The following is a 26,443-nucleotide window of genomic DNA, read 5'->3' as shown; positions in this document are numbered from 1 at the left end:
TCGAGCTGGAGCGCCTGCCTCTGACGCCGAACGGGAAAATCGACCGGAAGGCGCTGCCGGCGCCGGAAGGGGGAGCAAGCGCAGGCCGCGAATACGTGGCGCCGCGCACCGAACTGGAGGCGAAACTGGTCGCCATCTGGCAGGACGTGCTCGGGCCGGTCACGATTGGCGTGACGGACAACTTCTTCGACCTCGGCGGGCACTCCCTGCGGGCGACGACGCTGGTCAGCAAGGTGCACAAGGAGCTGAGCGTGGACCTGCCGCTGCGCGATGTGTTCCGGCACTCGACCATCGAAGCGATGGCCGAAGCGATCAGCCAATTGGAGCGGCAGGAACACCTCTCCATTCCGGTTCTGGATAAGAGGGATTACTATCCGCTTTCCTCCGTGCAAAAACGGCTGTACATCCAGCAGCAGATGGAAGGCGCCGAGCTTAGCTACAACATGTCCGGCATGACGGTTCTCGTCGGGCGCTTGGAACGGAATCAATTCGAGGCGGCGCTCAAAGGATTGATAGCTCGTCACGAAATTTTGCGAACCGGCTTCGAAATGGTCGACGGCGAACCGGTACAACGAGTTTATCCGGACTTGAAGTTTGCCGTCGAGTATACGAAAGCGACAGAAAGTGAAACGAAGAGTATCGTAGACGGCTTTGTGCGCGTCTTTGATTTGGAGCGACCGCCGCTGCTGCGTGTGGGCTTAGTCGAATGGGAAGCGGAACGGCATCTGCTCATGCTCGACATTCATCATATCGTCACGGATGGCATGTCGATGGGCATCTTCGTCGAAGAGCTGCTGCGCCTGTATAACGGCGAGACTCTGGAACCGCTTCGGATTCAATACAAGGAATTCGCCGCTTGGCAGCAGTCCGAACCTGTAAAAGAGCGACTGAAACGTCAGGAAGCCTATTGGCTGGACGTGCTGGAAGGCGAACTGCCGACGCTTGAACTGCCTACGGACTTTGTCAGACCTGCCGCTCGCAGCTTTGAGGGAGATGTGCTGCCTTTCAGCATCGACAAGCAGATGACCGACAGCTTGCAGCGCATCGCCGATGAGAACGGTGCCACCCTTTATATGGTGTTATTGGCGGCCTATTCAATCCTGCTCAGCAAGTACTCAGGACAAGAAGACTTCATTGTAGGCATACCGGTTTCGGGCCGCACACATGCCGACCTGGAGCCACTCATCGGAATGTTTGTCAACACTTTGGCGATTCGCCATTATCCGTCCGGGGAGCAGATGTTCCTCGCTTACTTGAACGAAGTCAAAGAAACGATGCTGGGGGCCTACGACCACCAGGATTATCCGTTCGAGGAGCTTGTGAAAAAGCTGCAGGCGCCGCGAGATCAAAGCCGCAATCCTGTATTCGATGTCATGTTTGTTCTGGAAACCAAGGAAGATAACGTTCAAAGCTTCGGGGATATCAAGATCGAATCTTATCCGGAAACTCATACGGTTTCCCAATTTGATCTTACCTTGGTTATTTCGTTGCTGGATGAGGGAATGAACGGACAGTTTGAATATGCCACCAAGTTGTTTACGCGCAATCTGATCGACAATTTCGCTCAGGACCTGCTCGTGATCATCACCCAAATTTGCGAACAGCCTTCGGTGCTGTTGAAGGATATTTCCCTGAACGGGCAATCCGAACAGGAGCAAGATGTGCTAGAGGCCATTGATATTATTTTCTAATCCCTTACCCGGCTTGGGTGTATGCCGTATTTCTCTCGGTACGCATCCTGCCGGGTGTTTTTTTCCAAATGAAAGGGAAAAATCCACCACAGGAATCTGACGTCAAGTGCCGCTGAGTAACTATTTCAATTTATTGGAAAATTGACAAAACACAACAGAAATCGTAGTTTACCTTTGGTATACTAAGAATCAAACCATTCCATAAGTTCACTATTTAAAAAATGAAGTAAAAACAAGCTATCATTCGAACAAAAAAAGAGAATTAATAAACTAGCTAGAGATATAATGGCACAGCACTTCTTGAACTCTCACGAACTACAGGGCGGTTAGTTCAAATATATGGACAATGGACTAAAGATCGGACAGATTATTAGAGATAATTCTTTGAAAAAGAAAATTGATCATTTAAGCACGTTATATGCGACATTCAGTATATTGAGGAAATGGTTATGAAAATTATATTATCGTAATAGTACAAGTTTCCAACTTTCTTTTTATGGTAATTTGTGGTGGTTTCAGGCTTTTTATTTTTCGTGTTTATCACCTGACACTTTTTTCCATTATAAATACAACACCATTCTTAATTTGAAATATTACCTACAAGAAAATACAGTACCTTAACTCAAACAGTCTCAATGGAAAGTTTTTATATCGGGACTGTTTTTATTTTTTTATAGATAAGTAGGTGGAACAATGAAGATATAGGGGGAAAAATAAAGAGTATTCGGAAAACGAATAAACTCAATCGAATTCAGTTCTCACAGATTATTGGCGTATCGCAAGGGACTGTATTGGTAGTTCAACAAGTGCAAGCACAGTCTACCGGACAACTGGAACGGAGAAACGCAATGTACTCGGCGTACCTTAAAATTCTTAACGAAAATTTATGAGTAATCTATGCATATAATTCTAAAGAAAGTTTAAAAAATGGGGAATTGAAATAAGAGGTTTAGGAAGCAGAGCTTCTCCGCTGTACTTTTTATGCAAATAGCTATGTATTCAAAATTTCTCAGTCGCTTTGGCAAAGAAATGATGTCGCGAATTGGATTTTCAGATCAGGAAATTATGCTTCTTTTCTTTATGTCCGGAACATGGCTGAATCAATGCATCATCAAAAAAACAGCCCCTACAGGGCTGCCAGAGTGTCGAGAAAGTCTAGAGGACTTTTCGACACTTCTATTTTTATATGGGGAGACGCATCTTTTAAAACAAAAATCGATTTAAAACGATCTGAGGACCCTAGTTTTTAGACCACTAAGACAGTTTTAAACCCCCTGCAAAAAAACAGGGGGTTTCTCGACAGCCTGACAGCCCCTACAGGGCTGCTTTTGTACTACGGGCTAATTGCTCGTGTATTTTACCCAATCATATTCAGCGTATAGCGGATTCACTCCATTATACGAGCCCAGCCAGTCGTCAACGCCAGTACCATTCCATAAATTCATCATAATCTTGCCTGGCGTGCTTGGTAAGTTTGTAGTTGCCGTATGCTTTAAAACCCCGTCAACATACCACTTAATGTACCCTGGCTGCCAGTCGAAAGCATAGGTGTGGAAGCCTCTTGATGCATCAAAGCCCAGATCAACAATCTTCTCGTGACCACCGACCCCGTTTGTATAATAGTTGAATTGCACTTTTGTCGTGTCTTTGCCTAAAAATTCAATATCTATTTCATCCCATTGCGTGCCATCAGTAGGTCCCGTATACGTAAAGAAGGAAGATACGATCCCAGTATTTTTAGCAGGCTTCATGCTGACCTCGTATAAGCCGTATCTGTAAGTGTTCGTCGATCGATACTCTCCACAGTCAAATTTATTGTACGCAGAACTTGTTAAGCCAAGCTTCATTTTGCCATCGTTCGTAAAATTGACATTATTGGCACGCCAAGTGCAATTAAACATGTTCCCATTGGAATATCCATCCGCCTTTTGCCATGCACCAGAATTGAAACCATTAAGTGGTTCCCAAAAAACATTCCCCGCATAAACGCTTACCGAAAAAAACAGAGAGACAATACCCGTGACCATTAAAGTGAACCAAGATTTCTTCTTCATTTTACACCTCCATAAAAGATTGACCAAACATGAAAGAAACGGCTGGCAATGATACATTATTTCAAGTATTGGCCGGCTTATCGAAAAAATATAAAAGACTTCCATATTTGGTATCTTCATTGTAGCTTGAAATTGAGGCGTAGACTATAGCAAACTTAACGATTGAAAAATAATCTCAAAAAAAACTAAATTTTATCAAGTTGTGGTTTGGAAATGTAAGTTATACAATTAGATGCAAGAAATACAAATAAACGTTATAATTTTCCATTAAGGGAGATGATGATTTTGCAATAGGATAGACTCAGGAAGCGGTGCCACTACATGTTTATACCATTTTATTCTTTTGGCATAATAGTCAATTAAATTTTTGAGGAGGAGGCCTTTCTTTGAAAAAATTAGGTATGGTATGTAAAATAGTTCTGATACTTGTATTCATATTGCCTTTAAAACCGGTGTTTGACCAACATATAGATGCATGGTCAGGTATGCCCATGGGAGAGCTCCATGTCAGGGGCAATCAATTGGTGAACAGCAGCGGAAAACCTGTTGTTTTGAGTGGCTGGCATCAGCCGTCGGGAGCATACTGGACCTATCAAAACAGTAATTATTATCTCAAATTGAATGGTAACAATCGTCATGCAGCAATGTTGGCTTATTTGAAGGATATCACCGACACCTTTACAGACACCAGACCGAAGTATGGAAGCAACCACGGTTGGTATATGAATCAGGTCCGATTGTTTATTGACCGCCAGGATATGGGAGATGTGGCCGCAGGGTCATACAACTTCGCCGGTTTACAGGCAGTTACACAAAATGTGATTATTCCATACATCAATTATGCGAAAACAAAGGGCGTTTATGTTACCCTTGGTCTTGATTTCACTTTGGCTAACGATCAGGGTACAACACAATCCAATTTGGACAAATTTAATCAAATCTGGGGGTATCTTGCCTCGCAGCCTGCTATTAATAGCGCGGATAACGTCATGTTTGAACTGATCAACGAGCCAATTAAGTCGTATGCGAATGGGCATTGGGGAGGCTATCCCGGCGAGAATGATTTTCTTGACCATTGGAATGATCTGAGAAGATTCCAGAACTCTATCATTTCCACGATTCGAAGTAAAGGAGCGGATAATGTCATCTGGGCTGCAGGACTTGGATACAACCAATTTTACAGCCCGGTGGCAAAACACCCGCTGACAGACCCTTTGAACAACTACGGCTATGCTGTCCACTGGTATCCAGGCTACGGAGCTTATGATAACAAGGACAAGCTGCAATCGCAATGGAATTCCAACATTAAGGCGGCAGCTCAAGCCTATCCAATAAATATTACAGAATTTACCTGGTTCAAAACACAGCCCGGCGATTCAGAGTACTGGAATTTGTTTAACGGTTCTAATGATGGATTTGGGAAAAACACGAAGTCCATTTTTACAGCAGCCGGTAATGTCAGCATGACCGCACACATGAATGGCTTTCTGCTGGAATCTGGAGCAAGGAGTTCATTTGCGGACCCAACAGCAGGGTTAAAGTGGGATGGCGATACCCGACGTCAGGCGATGGCCCGCTTCTTGTTTAACTGGTACTATGAGCGTGCACAGGCCTATCCGAGAGCACTACTCCAGAACAGTGAATCAGCAACGGATAATGTGCCTGCGGATGCACCGACTGATGTGCTTACAGATACATACATTAATGCACCGACTGACGCACAATCAGAATGATGTTAATTCTTTCAGCTACCGACAGCCTATCCAATTGGATAGGCTGTCGTATTATTTTATAGAAATGAGAACTCAAAATCACTCAGCAGGCGGTGAACAAATGGAAGAAGAAAGCTCTTCGCGAATTATGTATGAGGATCAGTTTATGAAGTTAGTAGAACTTACTGTAACCTCTAATTTGGGATTCGCAAAGTTCAGTCACCTAACATTTACGTCCATCTTTAGGCTTCCGTTATGTAAGGTTGTTGAAATGATGAGGAGAGAGTATAGTTTGTATGTATTTATTTTGTGCGGGAAGAGGTTAATATGGCGACAATTCATGATGTAGCATTAAAAGCGGGCGTGTCGGTCACAACAGTATCCCGTGTAATGAACAACCGGGGATATATTAGCGAAACTACACGCAAAAAAGTGTTCGACGCAATGGAGGAACTTAATTATCAACCGAATGAAATAGCACGATCCCTATTGCGTAAGCAGTCTAATATTATTGGCCTGATTATTCCCGATGTCTCGCATCCTTTCTTCAGTGAGCTTGCCAATCAGGTTGAGTTCTATGCCTATCAGCAAAACTGCAAGGTCCTGCTGTGCAATTCCCATATGGATCCCGTGAAGGAAAAAGTGTATATCGATATGTTGAAGCGGAACCGGGTGGATGGCATCATTATGGGTAGCCATACATTAGAAGTAGAAGAGTACCGACATTTGAATTCACCGATTGTGACATTTGATAGACAGATTGACCCGTGTATTCCTTACATATCCTCGGATAATTATCGCGGAGGCGAGCTGGCTACGGAGCTGCTCATTAGCAAAGGCTGCCAGAAAATTGCGCATATATGCGGAAATCTGGAGCTGAACATGCTGTCCAATGAGCGGACCCAAGCATTCCGGGATGTCGTGGACAAGCATAATATCCAGCATGTGATCGTTCAAACTGACATGAATGTGTTCGACCAGAAGGAGTACGAGCGAATCATTTCAAAACTCGTTCATGAACATCCCGATGTTGATGGAGTGTTCGCAACAAGTGATATTATTGCGGCTTTTGCGCTGAAAGAATATATTCGCGCTGGAAGGCATGTGCCAGAGAATGTGCGCATTGTAGGCTTCGATGATGTAAGCGTTGCTTCCTGGCTGACGCCGGAACTTACATCGGTAAGACAGCCGATTGCAGACATCGGCAGACTGGCGGTCGAGCTGATCCGCAGGCAGGCGGAAGGGGAGCAGGTACAACCTGTCAATCTGCTGCCTGTTGAACTAATTGAGCGTGCAACGACCTGAATGAAAATCTGTTCCTCTAACAAGGGGAACAGATTTTTTTTAGTACATGTTAAAAATTCAACATGTCAAACGATTGACACAAGTTAAACCCTTGACATATAATCCGTTTGTAAGCGTTTTATTTAAGTGTTCAGAGCCATTATATAAATAAGGGGATGACAACAATGAGGAAATTCAAAAGAGTTCAATGGATGGTAATGCTGCTCCTTTTGGTTATGGTGGTGTCTGCATGCAGTGGCTCCGGAGGAGAAGGTAATTCGGCTTCTGGAGGGGGATCAGGGGATTCGAAAAATGTGAAAATTACGCTTTTGAACTCCAAAGGTGAAATCCTTCCACAGCTGGAGGAAGCCGCGAAGGCGTTCCAGAAAGACAATCCGGGCATTACTGTTGAAATCCAGCCGGTTCCGACTGGTGGATCTCCTTTTGAGCGTGCCTCTGCCTTGTATGCATCAGGAAACCCGCCGACCATGATCATGCTAGATACAGGTGATGTTGAGAAATTTAAGGACCGTATCCTCGATCTAAGCGGGGAAAAGTGGAATGCGGACACTGTTGAAAGCGCTACCACCGCTACGACATTTGATGGTAAAAATTACGCGTTTCCACTGGCTGTTGAAGGCTACGGATTCATTTACAATAAAGCCGTTGTAGATAAAGCGGTAGGCGGAAGCTTTGATCCCACCACAATTAAAACCCGAAATGACCTTGAAAAACTGTTTCAGCAAATCGAGACATCCGGAAAGAAAGCACTGGTGATTTCATCAATGGACTGGTCCCTGGGCGCTCATTATTTGCCTCTTGCTTATGCAGGCCAGAACAAAGACATGGCTGAAGTGGACAAATTCATGGCGTCACTAAAAGCGGGCCAGGCGGACTTGGCTAATAATCCTGTATTTAACGGACTTATGGATACATTCGACGTCATGATGAAATACAATATCGATCAGGCTTCTCCGCTAGCAGGAACTTATGAACGCGGACCGGAACTGCTCGGCAAAGGTGAAGTTGGCATTTGGTTCATGGGCAACTGGGCATGGCCGCAAATCAACAGTTTTGATACCGCTAACAAAGAATATGGTTTTCTGCCTGTACCCATCAGCAACAATGCCGATGACTACGGCAATCAGGAAATTTCGTCTGCTGTATCCAAGCGCATTGTTATTGACAAGGAGAAGGCTACTCCAGAACAGCAAGAGGCGGCGAAGAAGTTCCTGAACTGGATCGTCTATGAAGAGAAAGGCCAGGATTTCCTCGTGAACCAAGCAAACATTATCCCGGCGTTCAAAAATATTACACTGCCTGCGGCCGATCCGCTTGGCAAGTCCATCCAGGATTATATCGCAAAAGGCAAGTCAGAGCAGTCGATGAGTATGCTGCCTGCCGACCACTGGTCCAAGACAGGATCTTCCATGCAAAAGTATCTGGCGAAACAGGGCGATCGTGCAACACTGGTTAAAGAAATCGAAAACTACTGGAAGACCGTAAAATAAGGTTGTTTTCAAATTACCCGGAATAGAGAGAGAAATCAGGGACAAAGAGAGGGGGGTCATCATGATTGCGGAAAAAGGAGTATGGAATCGGCTGCGGACGCGGCTGCTGTTTACCGGACCAACCTTGTTTGCCTTCATAACGGTAATGATCATTCCATTTTTGTACGGCATCTATCTGACGTTCACAAACTGGGATGGTATTTCCACCACACTATCGCTGGTTGGCGTCCAAAACTATCTGGCTGTTTTTAGAGATATTGAGTTTTGGACATCGTTCAGCTTGACGCTCAAGTATGTGTTTTATACCGTTGTTCTTATCAATGTGATCGCTTTTATGCTGGCTTATGTGCTGACAAAAGGGTTAAAAGGACAGAGTATTTTCCGGGCGGGATTTTTCCTGCCCAACCTTGTCGGCGGCATTGTACTCGGTTTTATATGGCAGTTTATATTCAACAACGTGCTTGTCTATTTGGGACAACATGCCAGCATACAGTCGCTCAGCACGACTTGGCTGGCTGATCCCGACAAAGCGTTCTGGGCACTCGTGATTGTAACCGTGTGGCAGAACGCAGGTTACATGATGGTCATTTACATCGCAGGGTTGACTGGTGTCCCGAATGATATTATGGAGGCCGCAAGCATTGATGGGGCAAACAGCTGGACCAGACTGCGGAAAATGGTGCTGCCCTTGATGGTTCCTTCTTTCATCGTATGTATATTCTTGTCCCTGCAGCGCGGATTTATGGTCTATGACGTGAACCTTGCGCTCACGAAAGGTGGGCCGTTTAGCAGTACTCAAATGGTGTCGATGCATGTGTATGAAAAGGCATTCCTTTCCCGTGATTATGGTGTGGGGCAGGCAGAAGCATTCGTGTTGTTCCTGATGGTTGCTCTCATCACTCTGCTTCAGGTTTATTTTAGCAAGAAGTTGGAGGTGGAGGCGTAATGACAAGAAAAAGAATTGCTTCCTCCGTGATCAAATTCATTGTGCTGACAGTCATACTCATATTGTTCATCGTACCTTTCGTCTTTTTGCTGATCAATTCGTTCAAGGAAAACATGGCCATCACCTCAAATCCGTTATCGCTTCCAGAGAGCTTCAGTACGGTCAATTATATGAATGCATTTGATAAAATGAATTACATCGCTGCCTTCACCAACTCATTGGTCATAACGGTGTTAAGTGTTCTGTTTATTTCACTGTTTGCGGCGATGACGGCTCATTATTTTGTCAGAAACAACACCAAGTTCAACCAATATACATTTATGCTGATGGTTGCATCCATGATCATTCCATTCCAGGCTATCATGATTCCATTGGTGAAAATCTACGGATCACTTGATCTACTGAACAGCAAGTGGTCGCTGATTTACATGTATATCGGTTTTGGCAGCTCGCTGGCCGTCTTCATTTATCATGGTTTTGTAAAGAGTATTCCAAAGGAACTGGAGGAAGCGGCGCTAATTGACGGCTGCACGCGGTTTCAGACATTCTTCCGGATTGTGTTTCCGGTACTGATGCCCACGACTGCCACCATTTCCATTCTCAATGTACTGTGGATCTGGAATGATTTTCTGTTGCCGTCCCTTATTCTTGTCGATCCGGAGCAAAGGACACTTCCGTTGTCCACGTACAACTTTTATGGAACCTATACAGTGGATTATGGTCCATTGATGGCAAGTTTGGTACTGACGATATTTCCGATCATTATCATCTATCTGTTCGCCCAGAAGTATATTATTCAGGGTGTTATGCAAGGCTCGATTAAATAACTGCAGGGGGAGGATGCTTTATCAAACAGACTAGAACGTATACGAGAGAGCGTGCAGATCAATTTATTTCCCAATCGAAGCATATGCTTCGGCCAGATTATCGGCTGCACTACCATTTAATGGCTGAATTGGGCTGGATGAATGATCCGAACGGCTTCATTCAATATAACGGGCAATATCACTTGTTCTATCAACATTACCCGTATAAATCAGTATGGGGACCGATGCACTGGGGACATGCAGTCAGCCGCGATCTTATGAAGTGGGATTATCTACCGATCGCTTTGGCACCGGACGGTGAGTTCGACCAGGATGGTTGCTTCTCTGGCAGTGCGATTGAGCAGGACGGAAAGCTTGTCCTGATGTATACCGGACATGTTGTAACCGGGCCTGACAAAGATCAGGATTACAAGCAGTCGCAGGGAATTGCAGTATCAGAAGACGGAATAACGTTCGAAAAGTGGGAGGGCAACCCAGTTATCGGTTATGACGCTATACCGGACACGATCAGCCGTAAAGACTTCCGTGACCCTAAGGTGTTCAGGCACGAAGATCAATATTACGCCGTTCTCGGTTCTAATGATGCCAAAGGGAACGGACTTGTACTGCTTTACCGTTCTGAAGACCTGAAAAGCTGGACGTATGTCAATGTACTAGCCGTGAGTGACGGACGCTTTGGCGATAATTGGGAGTGTCCAGATCTGTTCCCGCTCGGTGGTCGGCACGTATTTATGCTATCCCCGCAGCGCATGCCTGCACAGGGAGAGGCTTACCGCAATCTGCATTCCACCATGTACGGTATAGGTGATTTCAATTCCGCTGTCGGAACATTTACGGCAGATCGGTATGCTCAGGTGGATCACGGATTCGATTTCTATGCCCCACAGTCAACCTTGGATGATAAAGGGCGGCGTATCGTTATCGGATGGATGGATATGTGGGAATCGGAGATGCCGACTCAGGAGGGGCACCATTGGGCTGGTGCGATGAGTCTTCCGCGGGAAGCGGTTATCGACGGCGCCAGGCTGCTGTTCCGTCCACTTGAAGAGGTAAAGAATTACCGATGCAATCTGTTCGAGCAGCGAGATATCTTACTGACAGGTGAGCAGATTATGGACACGCGCGGAGATAGCTACGAACTGAAGGTCGTATTTGAGTTTGAGTCCAGTAACACCGATGAATTCGGTTTGAAACTGCGGGTGGGTAGCGAAGAGGAGACTGTACTGTCGTACCGTCCCGATGACGGTCTGTTCCGTTTTAACCGTGAGCGTGCCGGTATCGGACCGGGCGGAGAAAGAAGAGTGCCCTTGGAATTACAAGAGGGGCGCCTGGAGCTTCGGATTTTCGTCGATAAAAGCTCTGTGGAGATATTCATCGGCGACGGCGAATACGTTCTCACAGGAAGAGTGTATCCCGGAATGGAATCAACAGGTATTCGTGCATTTGCGAACGGAAACTGTACGATTGCCTCGTTCCAGAAGTGGGATATCCTCGCATAGAATCGCATACAAACAGGAACCTGACCGTGGATGGTCAGATTCCTGTTTTTTTGTGGCCATTTTGCTCGTGTGATTTTAGGCGCGCTTATGTTGCAGATAAGCATCAAGATAAGCATCAATTTTTGCGAGAGCTTCTTTTGTACCGCCGGATTGCTGGAAGCTGTCATTTATTTTTTGTACGCCCTCTTTATACGCTGCGTTTGACACTACCTCATGTACGGCATCTCTTAACGTTTGTGTGTTGATTTGATCCTTAGTTATTCGATAGCCCGCTTGAAGTTCCGTTAACCGCTGCGCGACCATGGGCTGATCCTTGTCCTGAGGCAGCACGACCAAGGGTACATTAAAGTGAATTCCTTCATTCACACTGTTCATTCCACCATGAGTAATAAATACATCTGAATGACGTAATACCTCCAATTGAGGAACATAAGACGAGATGATAAAGTGCTCAGGAGCCGGGTTAATTTTGGTAAAGTCAGCTTTCTCGCCAGCTGCAATCACGACGATGCCTTCAAAATCGGAAAAAGCCTCAATGCAGGTGTTAAAAAAGTCTTCAGTGTGGTCCAGCACAGTTCCCATCGAAATATATAAAACCTTTTTACCCTGTAGTCTGTCCAGCGGGAATGAATTTTCTCCTTTGCGCTCCGGGAAGCTGGGGCCAATAAAAAGATGCTCGTCCCCAAATTGTTCACCATTCGGTTGAAAATATCTGCTCGTATATACAACATTCAAAGCTCCTGAATTGTTCATAAATTGAACCAGATCTTTGGGAGCAACACCGAACCTTTCTTTCATGAGATGCAGTGAAGACGTGACTTGTTCATCAGGCTGAAACGGTACTTTAGCGTCGGAGCGGAAGAGATTGGCAGCCATCAGATGATTTGAAATGAGAAAAGATGGGGATGAAGAAATGCCTGGAATATTCAAATAATCTCTTACTAATTCACCAGCTCCGAATCGATCATAGAAGACCAAGTCAAATTGAATACGCTCGGACAGCTCCTGAGTGATGGCTAAGATGTCCATCGAAGTCTGGATATGAATATTCATAAATGCGTTCAGTCCTGCCGGAGTGTTGGTATCAATGGAAGCAGTCCTGACCAGATCAGGATGCAGGTGAACCTTCGCTCCAACTGCTTCGAGTCTATTCTTGTATTTCTCAGTTGTAATGTAATGAACCTGGTCCCCTCGTGCTGCAAAGGCTTGCGTGATCCCAAGCGTGGGGTTTACATGTCCTTCTGCCGGAAAGTTAACCATTAATACGTTTAACATTCATCATTACTCCTTTTCTCTACAATTAAGATCGCAGTTTTCACTGAATCTCTTAATCCATAATAACAATAATATTTATTTTTTCAAATGATATCCTTTCATGATCGTGAAACACATGTTGGCATGAAATGTGTATAACAAATATTTAACTCGTGCATAGTAAAGGCGAACTCTACTTAGCAAGGGAGGTTTTTTCTAAGTGAATGTTCAAAGAGCGCAAGAAATAGCGTCCTCTTCCATCATGGCGGATGTGTTGTGCGATGGGCTACCCATTTATATTCAGCATGTGAATGAACAGCGTGAGACGGCACGCATTTATGCGCTGAGCAATCCAGAAGAGGAACGGGAAGTACCTTTATACACGTTAACAGAACGAGATCAGGTACTGGAATAAGAAAGGAGCGATATGAAAAATGAAACCCAATCAACAGAAGGAAATCGAGGCAGACCGCTTGAATTTTCGTGACCAGACGGATGATGTGGTTAGAGAAGTACCGGCCACGACGGATGCCAGCGAAGCCGTTGCAGCAATAACTTCACATATCAATAAGTACGATGTACCGGATGAGTTGGAGGAGAAATAGAGAATGACCAAGCGCGCACAGGATAACCTGTTGCGTGCTTTTTATATGACACATATTTGGCTGGAGTCGAACAAATAGTATTTAATGCCCAAACGTACAAATGATATTGCCCATGTGTACGTTTTTTTCTGTTTGTTTTTTTGTAAAATAATATATAAATGATTTCTGTTCAAACTAAATGGACCAGGTCATCATAGCGGCGTTGTCTCTAATAAGTTGAAAAGCCGAATTCAGAATTGTAGGAGGGAATTATGATTGATGTATTCAATGAACAGATTCAAAATCTAGATCCGGAAATAAGTGAAGGTGAATTTGAGAAGAAAGATATTTCAAAAGTATTAACTATAATATGGATTTTTATAATTTATAGTGAGTCTGTAATTCTTCAACATTTGTCTAGTGGTCTAAATCTGCTGCAAAGTGTCTTATTCACTGTAATCATCATATTGCACATCCTCTTGTACTTGCATGCTCATAGAGTTGCAAAATATTTTTCATGGGCTTATTTTGTTGTGCAAGGGGGATTGATCTTTTCAAGTGCATTTCTTCTACCTGACAGTTTTTCGATTGTACTGGTTGGGTTAATGCCAATTTTGGTGGGTCAGAGTATAGGTATTTATTACAAGCCGCTTAAGGTCATTCTTGTATTTTTGATCTCCTATGTACTTTTTTGTGTAGCTGTGGTCTGGCATAATGATGGCAGGCAGTTTGTGTTGTTCATCCCGCTATTTTTTCTAATTGCAGTTGTTATAGTAGCTTATGCCGTTCTTTTTCTCAAACAAGTCAAAGCACGAATCCGAACGCAAAACGTTCTTAAAGAACTTGAAATCGCACATCAAAAGGTCGAAGAACTTACAATTGCTAACGAACGGCAACGTATGGCCCGTGATCTTCATGATACGCTGGCTCAAGGGCTTGCTGGGCTAATCATGCAACTTGAAGCCATTGATGCCCATCTGACAAAAGGGAGTACGCAAAGAGCTCAGGAGATCGTCCAACAATCGATGTCACAAGTGCGAAGAACATTGTCTGATTCAAGGCGAGCTATAGACAATCTGCGTTCGAAAACCATCTCGGAAGTTGATTTTGCAGAAGCAGTGGAGGAAGAAATACAGCGATTTACAATGGCTACGAGCATTCGTGTAATACGCAATATCAAAATTAAAGCTTCAGTCCCCAGACTGTTGTTCGAACATGGATTGTTTATTATAAGCGAGTGCTTAACCAACGTAGCGAAACATTCACATGCTAATACCGTATGGATTCATATTTTAGATAAAGAGGGCATGATTGAAATTGAGATTCGCGATGATGGAAAAGGATTTGATACGGATATTATTGCCAAGCAAACAGGGCATTACGGAATAATAGGCATACATGAACGTGTACGGATGCTGGGTGGGAAAATCAATATCAGCAGTATATTTCAAGAAGGTACAGCTATAAAAATAGAGGCGCCTCTTACTAAAGGAGACCTATCATGAAATACAAGATTTTAATCGTCGACGATCATTGGGTAGTTAGAGAAGGATTAAAGCTGGTGCTGGAGACTAATGACAGTTATGAAGTGATTGGTGAAGCTGGAGAAGGTGTAACGGCTCTTAAATTGATCGAAGAACTTCAGCCGCATGTCATATTGTTGGATTTATATATGCCACAAATGAGTGGTTTGGAAACCATGAAAGCCCTCAGAGAAAAACAAAATGAAACACCAGTCATTATCCTGACGACCTATAACGAAGATGATTTAATGATTAAGGGACTCTCATTGGGGGCAAAAGGATATTTACTAAAAGATACCAGTCGAGAAAACTTATTTCGCACTATTGAGTCTGCGCTAAGGGGTGAAACGCTGCTTCAGCCAGAAATAACAGCAAGGGTATTTGCTGCTACGAATAAGAGAGAAGCTGAGATAGAATCACACGAAAGAAGCTTAGTTCTGACTGATAAGGAAAGACACATATTAAAGTCTGTTGCACATGGTTTTAAAAGTAAGGAAATTGCGTTTGATATGGGAATTTCCGAGCGTACCGTAAAGGCACATTTAACGAATATTTATAACAAGCTTGGTGTTGATTCCAGATCCGAAGCCGTTGCCGTTTCGTTGGAACGTGGTATTTTACAGCTTTAGAAATAATAACTGAAAATATGTTATTTATTTGCCCAGTCGTACATAAGGTGCTTGCCCCTTTGTACGATTTTTTTGTTTGTTCATTGCTATAACATGAAAAAAGGATGAAAAAGTTTACTTGACCCACGGGTTGCTGATAGCACCTTTAGAAGAGAGAATCAGAGAGGATGACATTAGTTGAAGAGAAAAGAAATCAGGATAATGATTGCAGGGGTTGCATTAGCTTTAGTAGCTTCCGGTTGCTCCAGTGCATCGGAGAACTCTGTAACAGAAGCCAGTCACCCAGTGAAAATTGAGAAACTTGCAATGAAACCTTTGGCCAATGATTTTAATTTGGCGGGAACATTGCAGGCAAGTAATGAGGCCAATGTTTCCTTTGAAGCGGATGGACGTATATTGAACACTATGGTCGAAGTTGGGGATTCAGTAGAAAAAGGAAGTGTCCTTGCGAAGTTAGATACATCTGCTTACCAGTTACAGCTGGATCGGGCAAAGGCAACCATGGAAAAGGCAAAGGCTGGTGTTAGCCAAGCGGAGGCTTCTGTTCAATCGGCCCAGGCGGGCATTCATAGTTCACAATCCCAGGTTAATGCGGCCCAATCCAAATTGCAGGAATTGAACAATGGCGCCAAAAAGCAGGAGATTGCACAGTCTCAAAATGCGGTTACTGTAGCAACTAATAATTATAACAAGAAGAAAGCGGATGCCGCACGGTCCCAAAGTCTATTCCAGGCAGGTGCAGTATCATTAACGGAAAATGAGAATGCGCAGCTGGAATTAGCAAACGCACAAAAAAGCTTAAGTGATGCGCAAGAGAAATTGTCTCTTTTGCTTGCAGGGGCATCCCAGGAACAGCGTGCCCAAGCTTCGGCTGGGGTAGATCAGGCCAGGGCAGGGCTGGAATCGGCTAGGGCTACTATACAACAAGGACTAGCCAGTAAAGCTCAGGCGCAGGCTACCTATGAGGATGCATTGGCTGCTTATGAACAGTCATCCTTGTCACTGAAAAAAGCAACTTTAACTTCCCCGATCACGGGTGTTGTGATTGAAAAAAAGATATCTGATGGCCAACTGGGCTCCAGCGGGAGTGAGGCATTTGTTGTCGGAAATATCAAGACTTTAAAAGTACTCCTCCCTGTACCGGACAGTGAAATCTTATCGTGGAAGAAAAACCAAAAAGTAAATATATCTCTCTATGATGAAATTAGAACAGGGACCGTTACTCAGATCTATCCATCGACTAACTCCAAAACGGGAAGCATCAATGTGGAAGTTAGCATTCCCAATCCCGAACTGAATTGGAAACCTGGTCAAGTCATAAGCGCATCTAAAAGCATGAATCAAAACGAAGCGCTTTTAGTGCCCGTAGAGGCCGTAATTAGTACGGGAAGTGATCCTTATGTCTTTAAAGCAGTAAACGGAAAAGCCGTCAAAACACCGATTAAACTGGGAAAAGTGACTAATAATCAGCTCGAAGTGGTCTCTGGATTACAGGCAGGCGATCAAATCGTTACACAAGGAGCAGGAACCTTATTTAATGGTGATTTAATTGGGAATGACGTACTTGAGAAATCGGAGGAGTCGTCCGAATGATTAAATATATCGTTAAAAAACAAAAAATTACACTCATTTTCTTTGGCATGTGCATTGTGCTAGGGCTCTACAATTTTACATCGTTACCTAAACAAGAGCAGCCCGATGTTATTCCTTTGTCAGCCAGTGTTACAACCATCTATCCGGGCGCCTCACCCGAAAGAATCGAGCAAACCATTACTAAGGTCATGGAACAGAAAATTAAAGCCGTACAAGGTGTCAAAACGATTTCTTCCACTTCATCTAAAGGCCAATCCAGTATAACTGTAGAAGCTTTTGAAGATGCAGACCCGACAAAGGTATGGGCTGATCTTCGTACAAAGGTACAGGATGCACAGTCCGAGCTTCCAGATGATGCGATGCAGCCGGTTATCAATGATAGCATGACAAGCTCTTTCATTGGTTCATATGCGATTACTTCTGATAAAATTGAGAATTTATACTCGTTGAATGAATTAATGAACAAATGGAAAGATCAGTTAAAAACGGTCTCGGGTGTTTCGCAAGTTAATATTCAAGGAATACCAGATCAAGAAGTACGAATCAGTTTAGACACACAAAAGATGCAACAATATAACATCTCCTGGGAGCAGGTTGTTCAAGCAATCAAAAATGAGAATGAAAGAGTTCCTACAGGTAGTATGGATTTCAATGAGCGTACTTATCAGCTGACGGTAAATGCCTCTACCGATCCATCCATTCTAAATAACGTCCAGATTTCAAGTAATGACGATGGATTCCCGATATCTCTGAAAGATGTAGGGACAGCCTCACTTGTTTTTAAAAAAGCAGCTAGTTATACGTATGTGAATAACAAGCCTGCTATTTCGATCAGTGTGAGTGGAGATACAGGCACAGACGTGCCAACGGTATCTAAAGCGACTACAGCCAAAATCAATGAACTTGTGAGCAGTTTGCCGAAGAATGTACATTTTGAGCTGCTTTTTGCGCAAAATGATCGAGTAGATGAAATGTTTGGAAACCTGACCAAAGAGATGATCATCGCTATTATATCGGTCATTGTTATATGTACATTAGGTTTAAATTTGTTGACTTCTGCATTTGTGGCCTTGGCCATTCCTGTCTCCATCGCCATCGGCTTTATTTTCTTGCCCACAACAGGAATCACGCTGAATCAAATTTCAGTCATCGGATTAATCATCGTGCTAGGGATATTGGTTGATGATGCCGTCGTGGTCAATGACAATATTGAACGCCGACGCACTGAATTTGGGGAAGATGCTACGGAGGCAGCCATTAAAGGAACGAAAGAGGTATCCTTATCAATCATTACAGCTACACTAGCTACGGTTGCAGCATTTGCCCCGCTTTTATTCCTGCCGGGCACCATTGGTGACTTTATTAAACCGATACCTACCGTTATTTCGTTAACGATGCTGGCGTCCATGATTATGTCATTAACGATCATTCCTATTTTCCGTCAATGGTATGATCAACGTCGTAAAGGAAAAGAGAGTAGTAGGACAGTTAAGCCACCTGGACTTCTGGGGAATCAAATCCAGTCTCTATCCAATGTGTACTCTAAAAACTGGATGCCAAGAATACTGCGACGCCCACTTTTAACAGCGCTTATTGGTCTTATGATGGGTACAGCAGCTTATGGACTACTAGCTGTTGTTCCTATTGAGTTATTTCCGGATTCCGATCAAGCGGATGCCACGATCAGTATAACGATGCCAGAAGGAACATCGTTGCAGGCAACCAATCAGGTTATTAACGAGATTGGCATGTGGGTCAAAAAACAGCCAGAAACGGAGCGGTTGGCGGCAACGGCAGGTGGAGGAGCGCCTCAGTTGTACAGCGATGTTGCAGGTGGTCACGGCTCTGGGGGGGCGGTAAATGGCCAAATTGCTGTCGTTGGAAAAGAGGGGCTATTTGATCTCAAAAAAACAGTGGATAACTGGACCCATACGCTACAAGCTAAATATCCATCTGCATTAATCAGCATTCGCGTTCCCCAATTAGGTATTCCGGTCGGCAGTGCGGTGTCTATCCGTATAAAAGGAGAAGACATTGATAAGCTGCAAAACATGACAACTAAAGTCAAAGAAATCGTTGCGGGAACCCCCGGAGCTGTAGATGTGACCGATAATATGGGTATGCAAAGCTATAATCTGAATTTCCAAATTAATCAGCAAGCCTTGGATAAATATCAGGTTAGCTATTCCGATTTAACGCGTACTTTGCTATTAATGGGTGACGGGGTGAATGTAACGGATTTTGATACGGGTAAGGAATTGCTTGATGTCAATATATACATGAACAAACCAAACCATGATCCTGAGGTATTATTCCAACAATTAAGTGTGAACAATGCGGCAAGGGAGCAAATCCCCTTATCCCAATTAGCCACGATGAAACCGGACTTTTCCATCCAACAAATCCACCGCTATGATCTGGAACGGACGGTAACGATCTCAGCCAATGGAAATGGGCGTACAGCTACAGAACTCACTAATGATATCCGTAGCAAACTTACAAATACCCAGTTTGAACCAGGCTACAGCTGGGAGATGGGAGGGGAAACATCCGCGCAGTCTGATATGTTTAAGGATTTGGGCAAATTAGCTGTGATTGTTATTTTTCTTATTCTCCTCTTAATCACCATGCAGTTTTACTCGGTTTCCACACCGCTCATTATTATGACCACTGTTTATCTGGCAGCGGCAGGAGGAATCCTTGGAAGTTTTATTTCGGGGATGCCAATTGGATTCATGAGTATTATGGGTATCATTTCACTTGCTGGTATCGTCGTGCGTAACGGTATCGTGTTGATAGAGTTTATTGAAGATGCGCGGCGTGAAGGCGCTGATTTAACAGACGCCATTCTAATGGCATGCTCTGCCCGTTTCCGTCCGATCTTGCTTACTTCGCTAACTGCGATTGTGGGTATGATCCCTATTGCCACAATAGGCGAGATCTTGTTCAAACCGTTAGCAACGACCATTATTTTCGGACTGATTTTTTCAACTATTTTAACATTGTTTGTAGTTCCGACGCTGTATATGGTCGTAGCTCATCTGAAGCTGAAACGGAAGCATAAGAAGGAAAAGGCTATAAATAGCGATAGCTCAATGACCTTATAGGTAAATATAGAAAAGAATATACTTCATTATCTCCTTATTACTATGAAATCGTGCATTAGACGAGTGTCTTAATGTACGATTTTTTCTTTTGTCGATATTGATTATTATTTCATTGACAGAGTCCACAAAAATCATTACTATAATTGTTGCAAAAGTCCACTAAATTGGGGGAGTTATGATCAATATAGATGCTAATATGATAGCGGATATGAGGCGTTTTAATCGGTTCTATACGAATATACTGGGTGTTTTAGATAGACATGTGTTGGATAGCGGATATTCCTTTACTGAGGCCCGTGTCATTATAGAGATCGGGTTGATCGAGCCATGTATTGCGAATACTCTAGTCGAATCTCTTAAAATTGATCGCAGCTATATGAGTAGGATCATTGCTAAATTTTGCAAAGAGGGCTTTCTTGTTAAGGAAAATTCAACGTTGGATAATAGAACAAATCTGATTCGTTTGACTCCTAAAGGAAAGGAGTTCTATAACCAACTGAATGAAAGGTCTGATGAACAAATTCTAAAATTAGTTCAAGGACTTTCAGAAGAAGAGATAAAGGAATTACATGCTTCTATGTTGTTAATTCAGAAGAAATTGGATAATTTGGAGAGGATACAGAATGATACGATTTGAATGCGACTATACCGAAGGTGCTCATGAGCGCATATTAAAGCGACTACTGGAGACTAATGATGAACAAACTCCAGGTTATGGTGTCGACGATCATTGTGAAAAAGCCAGAGCATATATTAAAGAAGCATGTGACTCCCCAAATGCGGATGTACACTTTTTGGTTGGAGGTACACAGACCAATACCACCGTCATTTCTTCTATTCTGCGTCCGCATCAAGGCGTCGTTGCTGCAGTTTCTGGACATATTGCCGTACATGAGACCGGAGCGATTGAAGCTATTGGGCATAAAGTACTTACTTTGCCAAGTGATGATGGGAAAATCCGGGCTGAGCAGGTAAAGGAGCTATATGACGCTCACTGGAATGATGCCGCTCCTGAGCATAGTGTACAGCCCGGGATGGTTTATATTTCCCAACCTACTGAAAATGGAACGATTTATAGCAAATCAGAGCTGGAAGCATTAAGTAGAGTCTGTCAAGAGTGTGGTTTACCACTGTTTATAGATGGAGCCCGATTAGGCTATGGCTTGGTGGCCGAAGATAGCGACGTATCTTTAGCAGATATAGCAAAGCTATGCGATGTATTTTATATTGGCGGGACCAAAATTGGAGCCTTGATGGGAGAAGCAGTAGTCATTCTAAATGATACATTGAAAAAAGATTTTCGATATATGATCAAGCAAAAAGGAGGACTGCTGGCTAAGGGAAGAATGTTGGGCATTCAATTCGAAACTTTGTTTGAAGACGGTTTATACGTTGAAATTTCCAAACACGCTATAGATATGGCAATGCTGCTTCAAAACGGATTATCTGAGCAAGGTTTTTCTTTTCAATACCGTTCTACAACTAATCAGCAGTTTCCGATTTTACCAGATCGTATACTAAAGGCATTGAGTGAAAAATATACTTACTCCTTTTGGGAAAAGGTTGATGATACACATAGTGCAGTTCGATTCTGTACCAGTTGGGCTACGAAGAAAGAAAATGTTGAATTGCTGATTCAGGATATTAAAGCATTGCGATAAAGGTCATAGCAAGAGTAATTTATAATTTTAAAGATGTAAAATGACTATGGAATAGCCATACTTCGTTGCATGCATTGCAGCGAAGTATGGTTTTTTTTGTGCATTTTACTTATTCCAAAGCGGCTTGTCTTTAGTTCCATGAAAGAGCAAGTGGATATAAAAATGGAAAAACAAGACAAGAGCGGAGGTATAAAATCGGCGTCTAATTCTTTACACTGAATATCTACCGAACCTGCTTTCGGTACTGAAGAGGGGAGAGCCCAGTTATTTTTTTAAAGATTTTATTAAAGTGGGAAGTATGACCGAACCCCACTTCCTCTGCAATATGCTGGATTTTGTCTTTGGTGGTTCGAAGTCTTGTTTGGGCCGCTCTGACCCTCACTACGCGGATGTATTCGCTGAAATGAAAACCAGTCAACTTTAGAAAGATACGGCTTAGGTAAGCTGGACTGATGAAAAAGCACGCGGCCACTTGTTCGAGAGTTAACGGTTCATTGTAATGATCCTGAATAAAAGAAGAAATTTCCGTGATTTTCTGATGCATGGGATGAGAGGAAACAGGTTCACTTCGCTCGATCGCTTCCGATCGGTGCACCAGAATAAGCATTTCCAGCAGTAAATGCTGTACGCAACGGTCATGCAGAGGCTGCTTATTCCTGCATTCGGTATTCATCTGTAGGAATAAACGTTCAACCTCCACTTGCTCTCTCGCAGGTAAGCGAAGCAACGCGGATTGCTGATACGGAGGCAGGTCAAGAATGTCATGATCCTGCTGTGGGAGAAACGTCGGAGAAAAATGAATCAAAATGCGCTCCGTTTCCTGCAATTGCGTACTGGCGGTAGAGTGCAAGTCATGAGGAAGGATGAATATCAGATCCCCCTTGCGAGCGGTGTATACCTTGCCATTCATAAAATAGATGCGTTCGCCTCGCAGTAAGAGATACAGCTCATAGTTCTCGTGGACATGAGGCCGGGGCATAACTGTGAAACCGGTACGATAGATGTGATGAATGGAGAATTGTTGTTCTCCAATGACATATTTATCTTCTTTCATTTCATTCATGTGCTTCTTCCTTTGCAAATTAAGATAAGTAAGCGCATTCATATACCACCAGTATATATGACAACCTGCCAATGATAAAAGCAGAAAAGATTGATGAAAGGAGGTGAAGGCGCTTCTGAACGTCTCGGATCGTGTTTTTATAAAAATATGCGCTAATGTGGAAGAAAATCTTAGGGAGGAAACAGAATATGAGCAAGCAGCGTACATGGAAAAAGGTGCTATGTAATGTGGTTGTGGGTTCATTGTTGTTGACCTTGTGCCCACCACTAATCCAAGCGGAAACTGCGGTAGGAACAGAGAATGCAAAGGTGTCAAAAGTGGCGACGGATATTCCGGCGTTTCCGGGGGCTGAGGGTGGCGGTAAATATGTTACCGGTGGACGCGGAGGTGAAGTGTATGAGGTTACCACGCTGGCAGACTACGGCAAAGGGGAACAGATAATCCCCGGATCTCTTCGCGCAGCGGTCAGCTCCGATAATCGGACGGTCGTATTCCGGGTGGGTGGAACGATTCATCTCAAGGAGCCACTTAAAATCTTGGGAAACAACCTGACGGTTGCGGGTCAGACAGCTCCTGGCGATGGCATAACTGTAAGCGATTACACAACAGGGATTGATGCAGATAACGTCATTCTCCGTTACCTGCGTTTCCGATTGACCGACCGTTACCCCAGTGAGGATGACGCGTTAGGAGCCAGATACCATAAAAACATAATGATTGATCACTGTTCCTTTAGCTGGTCGGTGGATGAGGTACTGAGCCTGTATGACAATGTCAATACAACAGTACAATGGTCCATTGCGTCCGAAAGTATGCTAATGACCACGCATCAGAAAGGTCGCCACGGCTATGGCGGCATATGGGGCGGACGAAATTCCACCTATCATCATAATTTGTTGGCTCACAATGCAAGTCGTAATCCGCGTTTTCCAACCGATAAAAAACAAATCGACGCTGTGGAAATGACCAATAATGTCATTTATAACTGGGGATTTTTCTCTTCATACGGTGGCGGTGAAGGATCGTATAATGTGCTGAATAACTATTATAAGTATGGCCCCAACACATATGAGGACGTTCGCGGTCAAATTTTTGTAGACGTAGGTAGTAAAAAATATAAAACACGCATCTTTATTGGTGGTAACTACATGTACGGCAATGACTCGGTTACGAAAGACAACTGGCAGCTTGGCACATCCATTGGGTCAATTATTGATCCTTCCACCCGTTTGGCGGAGCCGATTGAAGTCAGAGGGGAATACGACAACGGAATTTCACCGGATGCGTATGGTCCATATCAAGCGACAGATGCACAAACCGCATATACGGAGGTGCTTGCCAGCTCAGGAGCCACGCTGCCAAGAAGAGATGCGGTGGACGCCCGAATTATGAATGATGTGAAGAATGGAACGGGTGCATTTATTAACTCTCCGCGTGAAGCAGGGTGGATTTACGACGATTCTAACGTAACGACGACGGAGCTTTCTGACAGTGACCATGATGGAATGCCGGATGAATGGGAACGTGCCCATGGGCTGGACCCCAAAAATGCAGATGACCGTAACGGTCAGGGGCTTGCCGGCACAGGGACGTATACTCATTTTGTCAAGGGATATACCAATTTGGAGGTCTATTTAAATGATCTTATTGAGAAGCTGTCGAATGGAAATGAGGTGGATAATCCAGAGGCCGTCGTTCAGGTGTCGGATGCAAACGGACGTTCACTAAAGCATAACGATATTTTAGAAGCAGGCAGTGATGCGACCATAACAGCAACAGCCAAGGACAAAGATGGTATTGCTCATGTTGAATTTATCATTGACGGCAAACTTGTTGGTAAAGTAGAGACCGCGCCTTATCATCTCGATTGGAATCATGTAACAGACGGTACCCATAATATTATTGTACGGGTGACCGACCGCAAGGGGACTGCTGCATTTTCCAATCCTGTTACCATTCACGTCAATACGACTGCGCCATCGGGAAGTTGGCTCAGCGAAGAAATTGGCTCTGAGGGCAACGATGGTTATATAAAAGGGCATACTCAGGTCTTAAAAGAAGATGCAAGCGGCAGCAGTATAAGACTGAAGTCAGCGGGAGACGTTGACGGTAAGGCAGATATTTTCCATTATGCTTATCAAAAATGGGAAGGTGACACTGAAATTACAGCCCGTGTGGAACAAATTACCCCGGTGGATGATAATGCCGAAGCGGGTGTAATGATTCGTGAATCGCTGAAGCCTGGATCAAAAATGGCTTTTATGTCTTTAGCATTTGTTAAATATGGCAAACAGGGTATTCTTATCAGTCGTGATCAAACGGATGGTAAGACGAAACGTGCTTCAATGGAGACTTTTATTGCAACGCCATATTCGGTTCGTCTGGTACGACAAGGACAAAAGGTTACCGGCTGGGTATCCGCAGATGGTGTGACGAACTGGGAGAAGGTTGGTGAAACTGTTATAGATGTGCCGAATAATCAGCCGCTATTGATCGGGTTGGCTACCGATGCATCCAAACAACAAAACGATGTATGGAATTACAATACGTCGGAATTCAGCAATGTCACCATCCGCAACCTGACAGACTCAGGAGGGACTCATCCCACTAGTGTGGTGGTAGCGACCTATGGCCCTGCTGACTTTAGATCTCTTCAGGCAGCGATTGACGCAGTCCCTGACGACAGCAACACAAGGACAGTTATCCATCTCAAAAATGGTACGTATCGTGAAAAAATAAAGGTGAATTCCTCCAAAAAAAATCTGAGCATTATCGGAGAAGATCGCGACAAAACGATCATTTCTTTTGATGATACGGCCAAAACCGTGGTGGACGGAAAAGAATTAGGAACAAGCAACAGCTATACAATGCGTGTGCAAAGTCCCGATTTTGTGTTGGAGAATGTCACGGTTGCCAATACAGAAGGAACCGGGCAGGTGCAGGCTGTAGCGTTATATGCCGAAGGCGATCGTGGTAAGTATCACAATGTCAAAATTACTGGCCTACAGGATACGTTGCTTGTGAACCGTGGCAGACAGTATTTCAAGGACAGCTACATCAGTGGCAGTGTAGATTTTATATTTGGCAATGCACCTGCCGTGTTTGATAATTCGATCATACACAGCCTGCGTGCTGGATATGTGACAGCAGCTTCAACAGAAGAGAACAAGCCGGGCTTTGTATTTATTCAATGTCGTCTGACAACAGAAAGTGGTTTGACAGGCAAGGTGGATCTCGGACGGCCATGGCGCCCTTACGCTCATGTTACTTTTTTGAAGACCTATATGGATGAACATATCAAGCCGGGCGGCTGGAATAATTGGGGCAAGGAATCCAATGAGCAGACCGCAAGATTTGGAGAGTTTGACAACTTTGGGCCAGGTGCAGAAAGTAGCGGGCGTGTACCTTGGGCCAAACAGCTTACCGCCGATGAAGCAAGCCAGTACACCGTTGAAGCTGTTCTGAGCGGGACAGATCATTGGGATTGGCGTCTTTAAATTTGATG

General features: G+C 43.9%; 20 protein-coding genes. 17 read left to right on the top strand and 3 right to left on the bottom strand.

The window, feature by feature from the left end; genetic code table 11:
- Together ACL9RM_RS17105 and ACL9RM_RS17100 are read left to right on the top strand one after the other, a co-directional pair.
- Positions 1-1,691 (top strand): condensation domain-containing protein (locus ACL9RM_RS17105; RefSeq protein ID WP_414126421.1); only part of this gene is annotated, 1,691 nt, incomplete at its 5' end.
- A gap of 993 nt (positions 1,692-2,684) precedes the next feature.
- Positions 2,685-2,915, top strand: a complete 231-nt coding sequence (locus ACL9RM_RS17100; RefSeq protein WP_422759383.1) for a hypothetical protein — start codon at positions 2,685-2,687, stop codon at positions 2,913-2,915.
- A gap of 116 nt (positions 2,916-3,031) precedes the next feature.
- Here the strand turns inward: ACL9RM_RS17100 and bglS are convergent, their stop codons facing one another.
- Positions 3,032-3,745 (bottom strand): beta-glucanase, encoded by a 714-nt coding sequence (bglS, locus tag ACL9RM_RS17095; RefSeq protein WP_414126420.1) that lies wholly within the window; start codon positions 3,743-3,745, stop codon positions 3,032-3,034.
- Positions 3,746-4,131: 386 nt separating this feature from the next.
- Here bglS and ACL9RM_RS17090 point away from each other — a divergent pair, with 386 nt between their 5' ends.
- The 6 genes from ACL9RM_RS17090 to ACL9RM_RS17065 all read left to right on the top strand — a co-directional run bounded on the left by ACL9RM_RS17090 (position 4,132) and on the right by ACL9RM_RS17065 (position 11,524).
- Positions 4,132-5,478: a cellulase family glycosylhydrolase gene (locus ACL9RM_RS17090; RefSeq protein ID WP_414126419.1), complete on the top strand. Its 1,347-nt coding sequence runs from the start codon at positions 4,132-4,134 to the stop codon at positions 5,476-5,478.
- Between the two features lie 306 nt (positions 5,479-5,784).
- Positions 5,785-6,762, top strand: coding sequence for a LacI family DNA-binding transcriptional regulator (locus tag ACL9RM_RS17085; RefSeq protein ID WP_414126418.1), 978 nt, complete (start codon positions 5,785-5,787; stop codon positions 6,760-6,762).
- Positions 6,763-6,926: 164 nt separating this feature from the next.
- On the top strand, positions 6,927-8,252 hold the full coding sequence (locus ACL9RM_RS17080) for an ABC transporter substrate-binding protein (protein ID WP_414126417.1): 1,326 nt from the start codon (positions 6,927-6,929) through the stop codon (positions 8,250-8,252).
- Positions 8,253-8,313: 61 nt separating this feature from the next.
- Positions 8,314-9,198: a carbohydrate ABC transporter permease gene (locus ACL9RM_RS17075; RefSeq protein ID WP_414126416.1), complete on the top strand. Its 885-nt coding sequence runs from the start codon at positions 8,314-8,316 to the stop codon at positions 9,196-9,198.
- Positions 9,198-10,025 carry a carbohydrate ABC transporter permease gene (locus ACL9RM_RS17070; protein ID WP_069290469.1) on the top strand — a complete coding sequence of 276 codons (828 nt, stop codon included), beginning with the start codon at positions 9,198-9,200 and terminating at the stop codon, positions 10,023-10,025. The genes ACL9RM_RS17075 and ACL9RM_RS17070 overlap by 1 nt, the downstream gene beginning before the upstream one ends.
- 83 nt (positions 10,026-10,108) lie before the next feature.
- Positions 10,109-11,524: a glycoside hydrolase family 32 protein gene (locus tag ACL9RM_RS17065; protein ID WP_414126415.1), complete on the top strand. Its 1,416-nt coding sequence runs from the start codon at positions 10,109-10,111 to the stop codon at positions 11,522-11,524.
- A gap of 75 nt (positions 11,525-11,599) precedes the next feature.
- On the opposite strand, the gene ACL9RM_RS17060 is transcribed toward ACL9RM_RS17065, so the two are convergent.
- Positions 11,600-12,799 (bottom strand): macrolide family glycosyltransferase, encoded by a 1,200-nt coding sequence (locus ACL9RM_RS17060; RefSeq protein ID WP_250266740.1) that lies wholly within the window; start codon positions 12,797-12,799, stop codon positions 11,600-11,602.
- A gap of 199 nt (positions 12,800-12,998) precedes the next feature.
- Here ACL9RM_RS17060 and ACL9RM_RS17055 point away from each other — a divergent pair, with 199 nt between their 5' ends.
- The 8 genes from ACL9RM_RS17055 to ACL9RM_RS17020 all read left to right on the top strand — a co-directional run bounded on the left by ACL9RM_RS17055 (position 12,999) and on the right by ACL9RM_RS17020 (position 21,875).
- Positions 12,999-13,193: an H-type small acid-soluble spore protein gene (locus tag ACL9RM_RS17055; protein WP_250266739.1), complete on the top strand. Its 195-nt coding sequence runs from the start codon at positions 12,999-13,001 to the stop codon at positions 13,191-13,193.
- A 19-nt stretch (positions 13,194-13,212) separates the two neighbouring features.
- On the top strand, positions 13,213-13,383 hold the full coding sequence (locus ACL9RM_RS17050) for a hypothetical protein (protein WP_165179260.1): 171 nt from the start codon (positions 13,213-13,215) through the stop codon (positions 13,381-13,383).
- A gap of 251 nt (positions 13,384-13,634) precedes the next feature.
- The gene (locus ACL9RM_RS17045) at positions 13,635-14,867 is read left to right on the top strand and encodes a sensor histidine kinase (RefSeq protein ID WP_250266738.1); all 1,233 of its coding nucleotides are present in this window, start codon (positions 13,635-13,637) and stop codon (positions 14,865-14,867) included.
- Positions 14,864-15,514, top strand: a complete 651-nt coding sequence (locus tag ACL9RM_RS17040) for a response regulator (RefSeq protein ID WP_250266737.1) — start codon at positions 14,864-14,866, stop codon at positions 15,512-15,514. The genes ACL9RM_RS17045 and ACL9RM_RS17040 overlap by 4 nt, the downstream gene beginning before the upstream one ends.
- A gap of 201 nt (positions 15,515-15,715) precedes the next feature.
- The gene (locus tag ACL9RM_RS17035; protein WP_414126423.1) at positions 15,716-17,107 is read left to right on the top strand and encodes an efflux RND transporter periplasmic adaptor subunit; all 1,392 of its coding nucleotides are present in this window, start codon (positions 15,716-15,718) and stop codon (positions 17,105-17,107) included.
- Positions 17,104-20,214: an efflux RND transporter permease subunit gene (locus ACL9RM_RS17030; RefSeq protein WP_414126414.1), complete on the top strand. Its 3,111-nt coding sequence runs from the start codon at positions 17,104-17,106 to the stop codon at positions 20,212-20,214. Before ACL9RM_RS17035 ends, ACL9RM_RS17030 begins: the two co-directional genes overlap by 4 nt.
- 175 nt (positions 20,215-20,389) lie before the next feature.
- On the top strand, positions 20,390-20,851 hold the full coding sequence (locus ACL9RM_RS17025; protein WP_025718002.1) for a MarR family winged helix-turn-helix transcriptional regulator: 462 nt from the start codon (positions 20,390-20,392) through the stop codon (positions 20,849-20,851).
- On the top strand, positions 20,838-21,875 hold the full coding sequence (locus ACL9RM_RS17020; protein ID WP_254327029.1) for a threonine aldolase family protein: 1,038 nt from the start codon (positions 20,838-20,840) through the stop codon (positions 21,873-21,875). Before ACL9RM_RS17025 ends, ACL9RM_RS17020 begins: the two co-directional genes overlap by 14 nt.
- Before the next feature lie 223 nt (positions 21,876-22,098).
- Here the strand turns inward: ACL9RM_RS17020 and ACL9RM_RS17015 are convergent, their stop codons facing one another.
- Complete coding sequence (locus ACL9RM_RS17015) at positions 22,099-22,938, bottom strand: helix-turn-helix transcriptional regulator (protein ID WP_254327030.1); 840 nt, start codon at positions 22,936-22,938, stop codon at positions 22,099-22,101.
- A 188-nt stretch (positions 22,939-23,126) separates the two neighbouring features.
- Here ACL9RM_RS17015 and ACL9RM_RS17010 point away from each other — a divergent pair, with 188 nt between their 5' ends.
- Complete coding sequence (locus tag ACL9RM_RS17010; protein WP_254327031.1) at positions 23,127-26,435, top strand: pectinesterase family protein; 3,309 nt, start codon at positions 23,127-23,129, stop codon at positions 26,433-26,435.
- The last annotated feature ends 8 nt before the right edge of the window (positions 26,436-26,443 follow it).

Origin of the sequence: Paenibacillus sp. S29 (assembly GCF_049319765.1) — a bacterium.
Classification (GTDB): domain Bacteria; phylum Bacillota; class Bacilli; order Paenibacillales; family Paenibacillaceae; genus Paenibacillus; species Paenibacillus polymyxa_B.
This window is presented reverse-complemented; position numbering and strand designations above follow the sequence as displayed.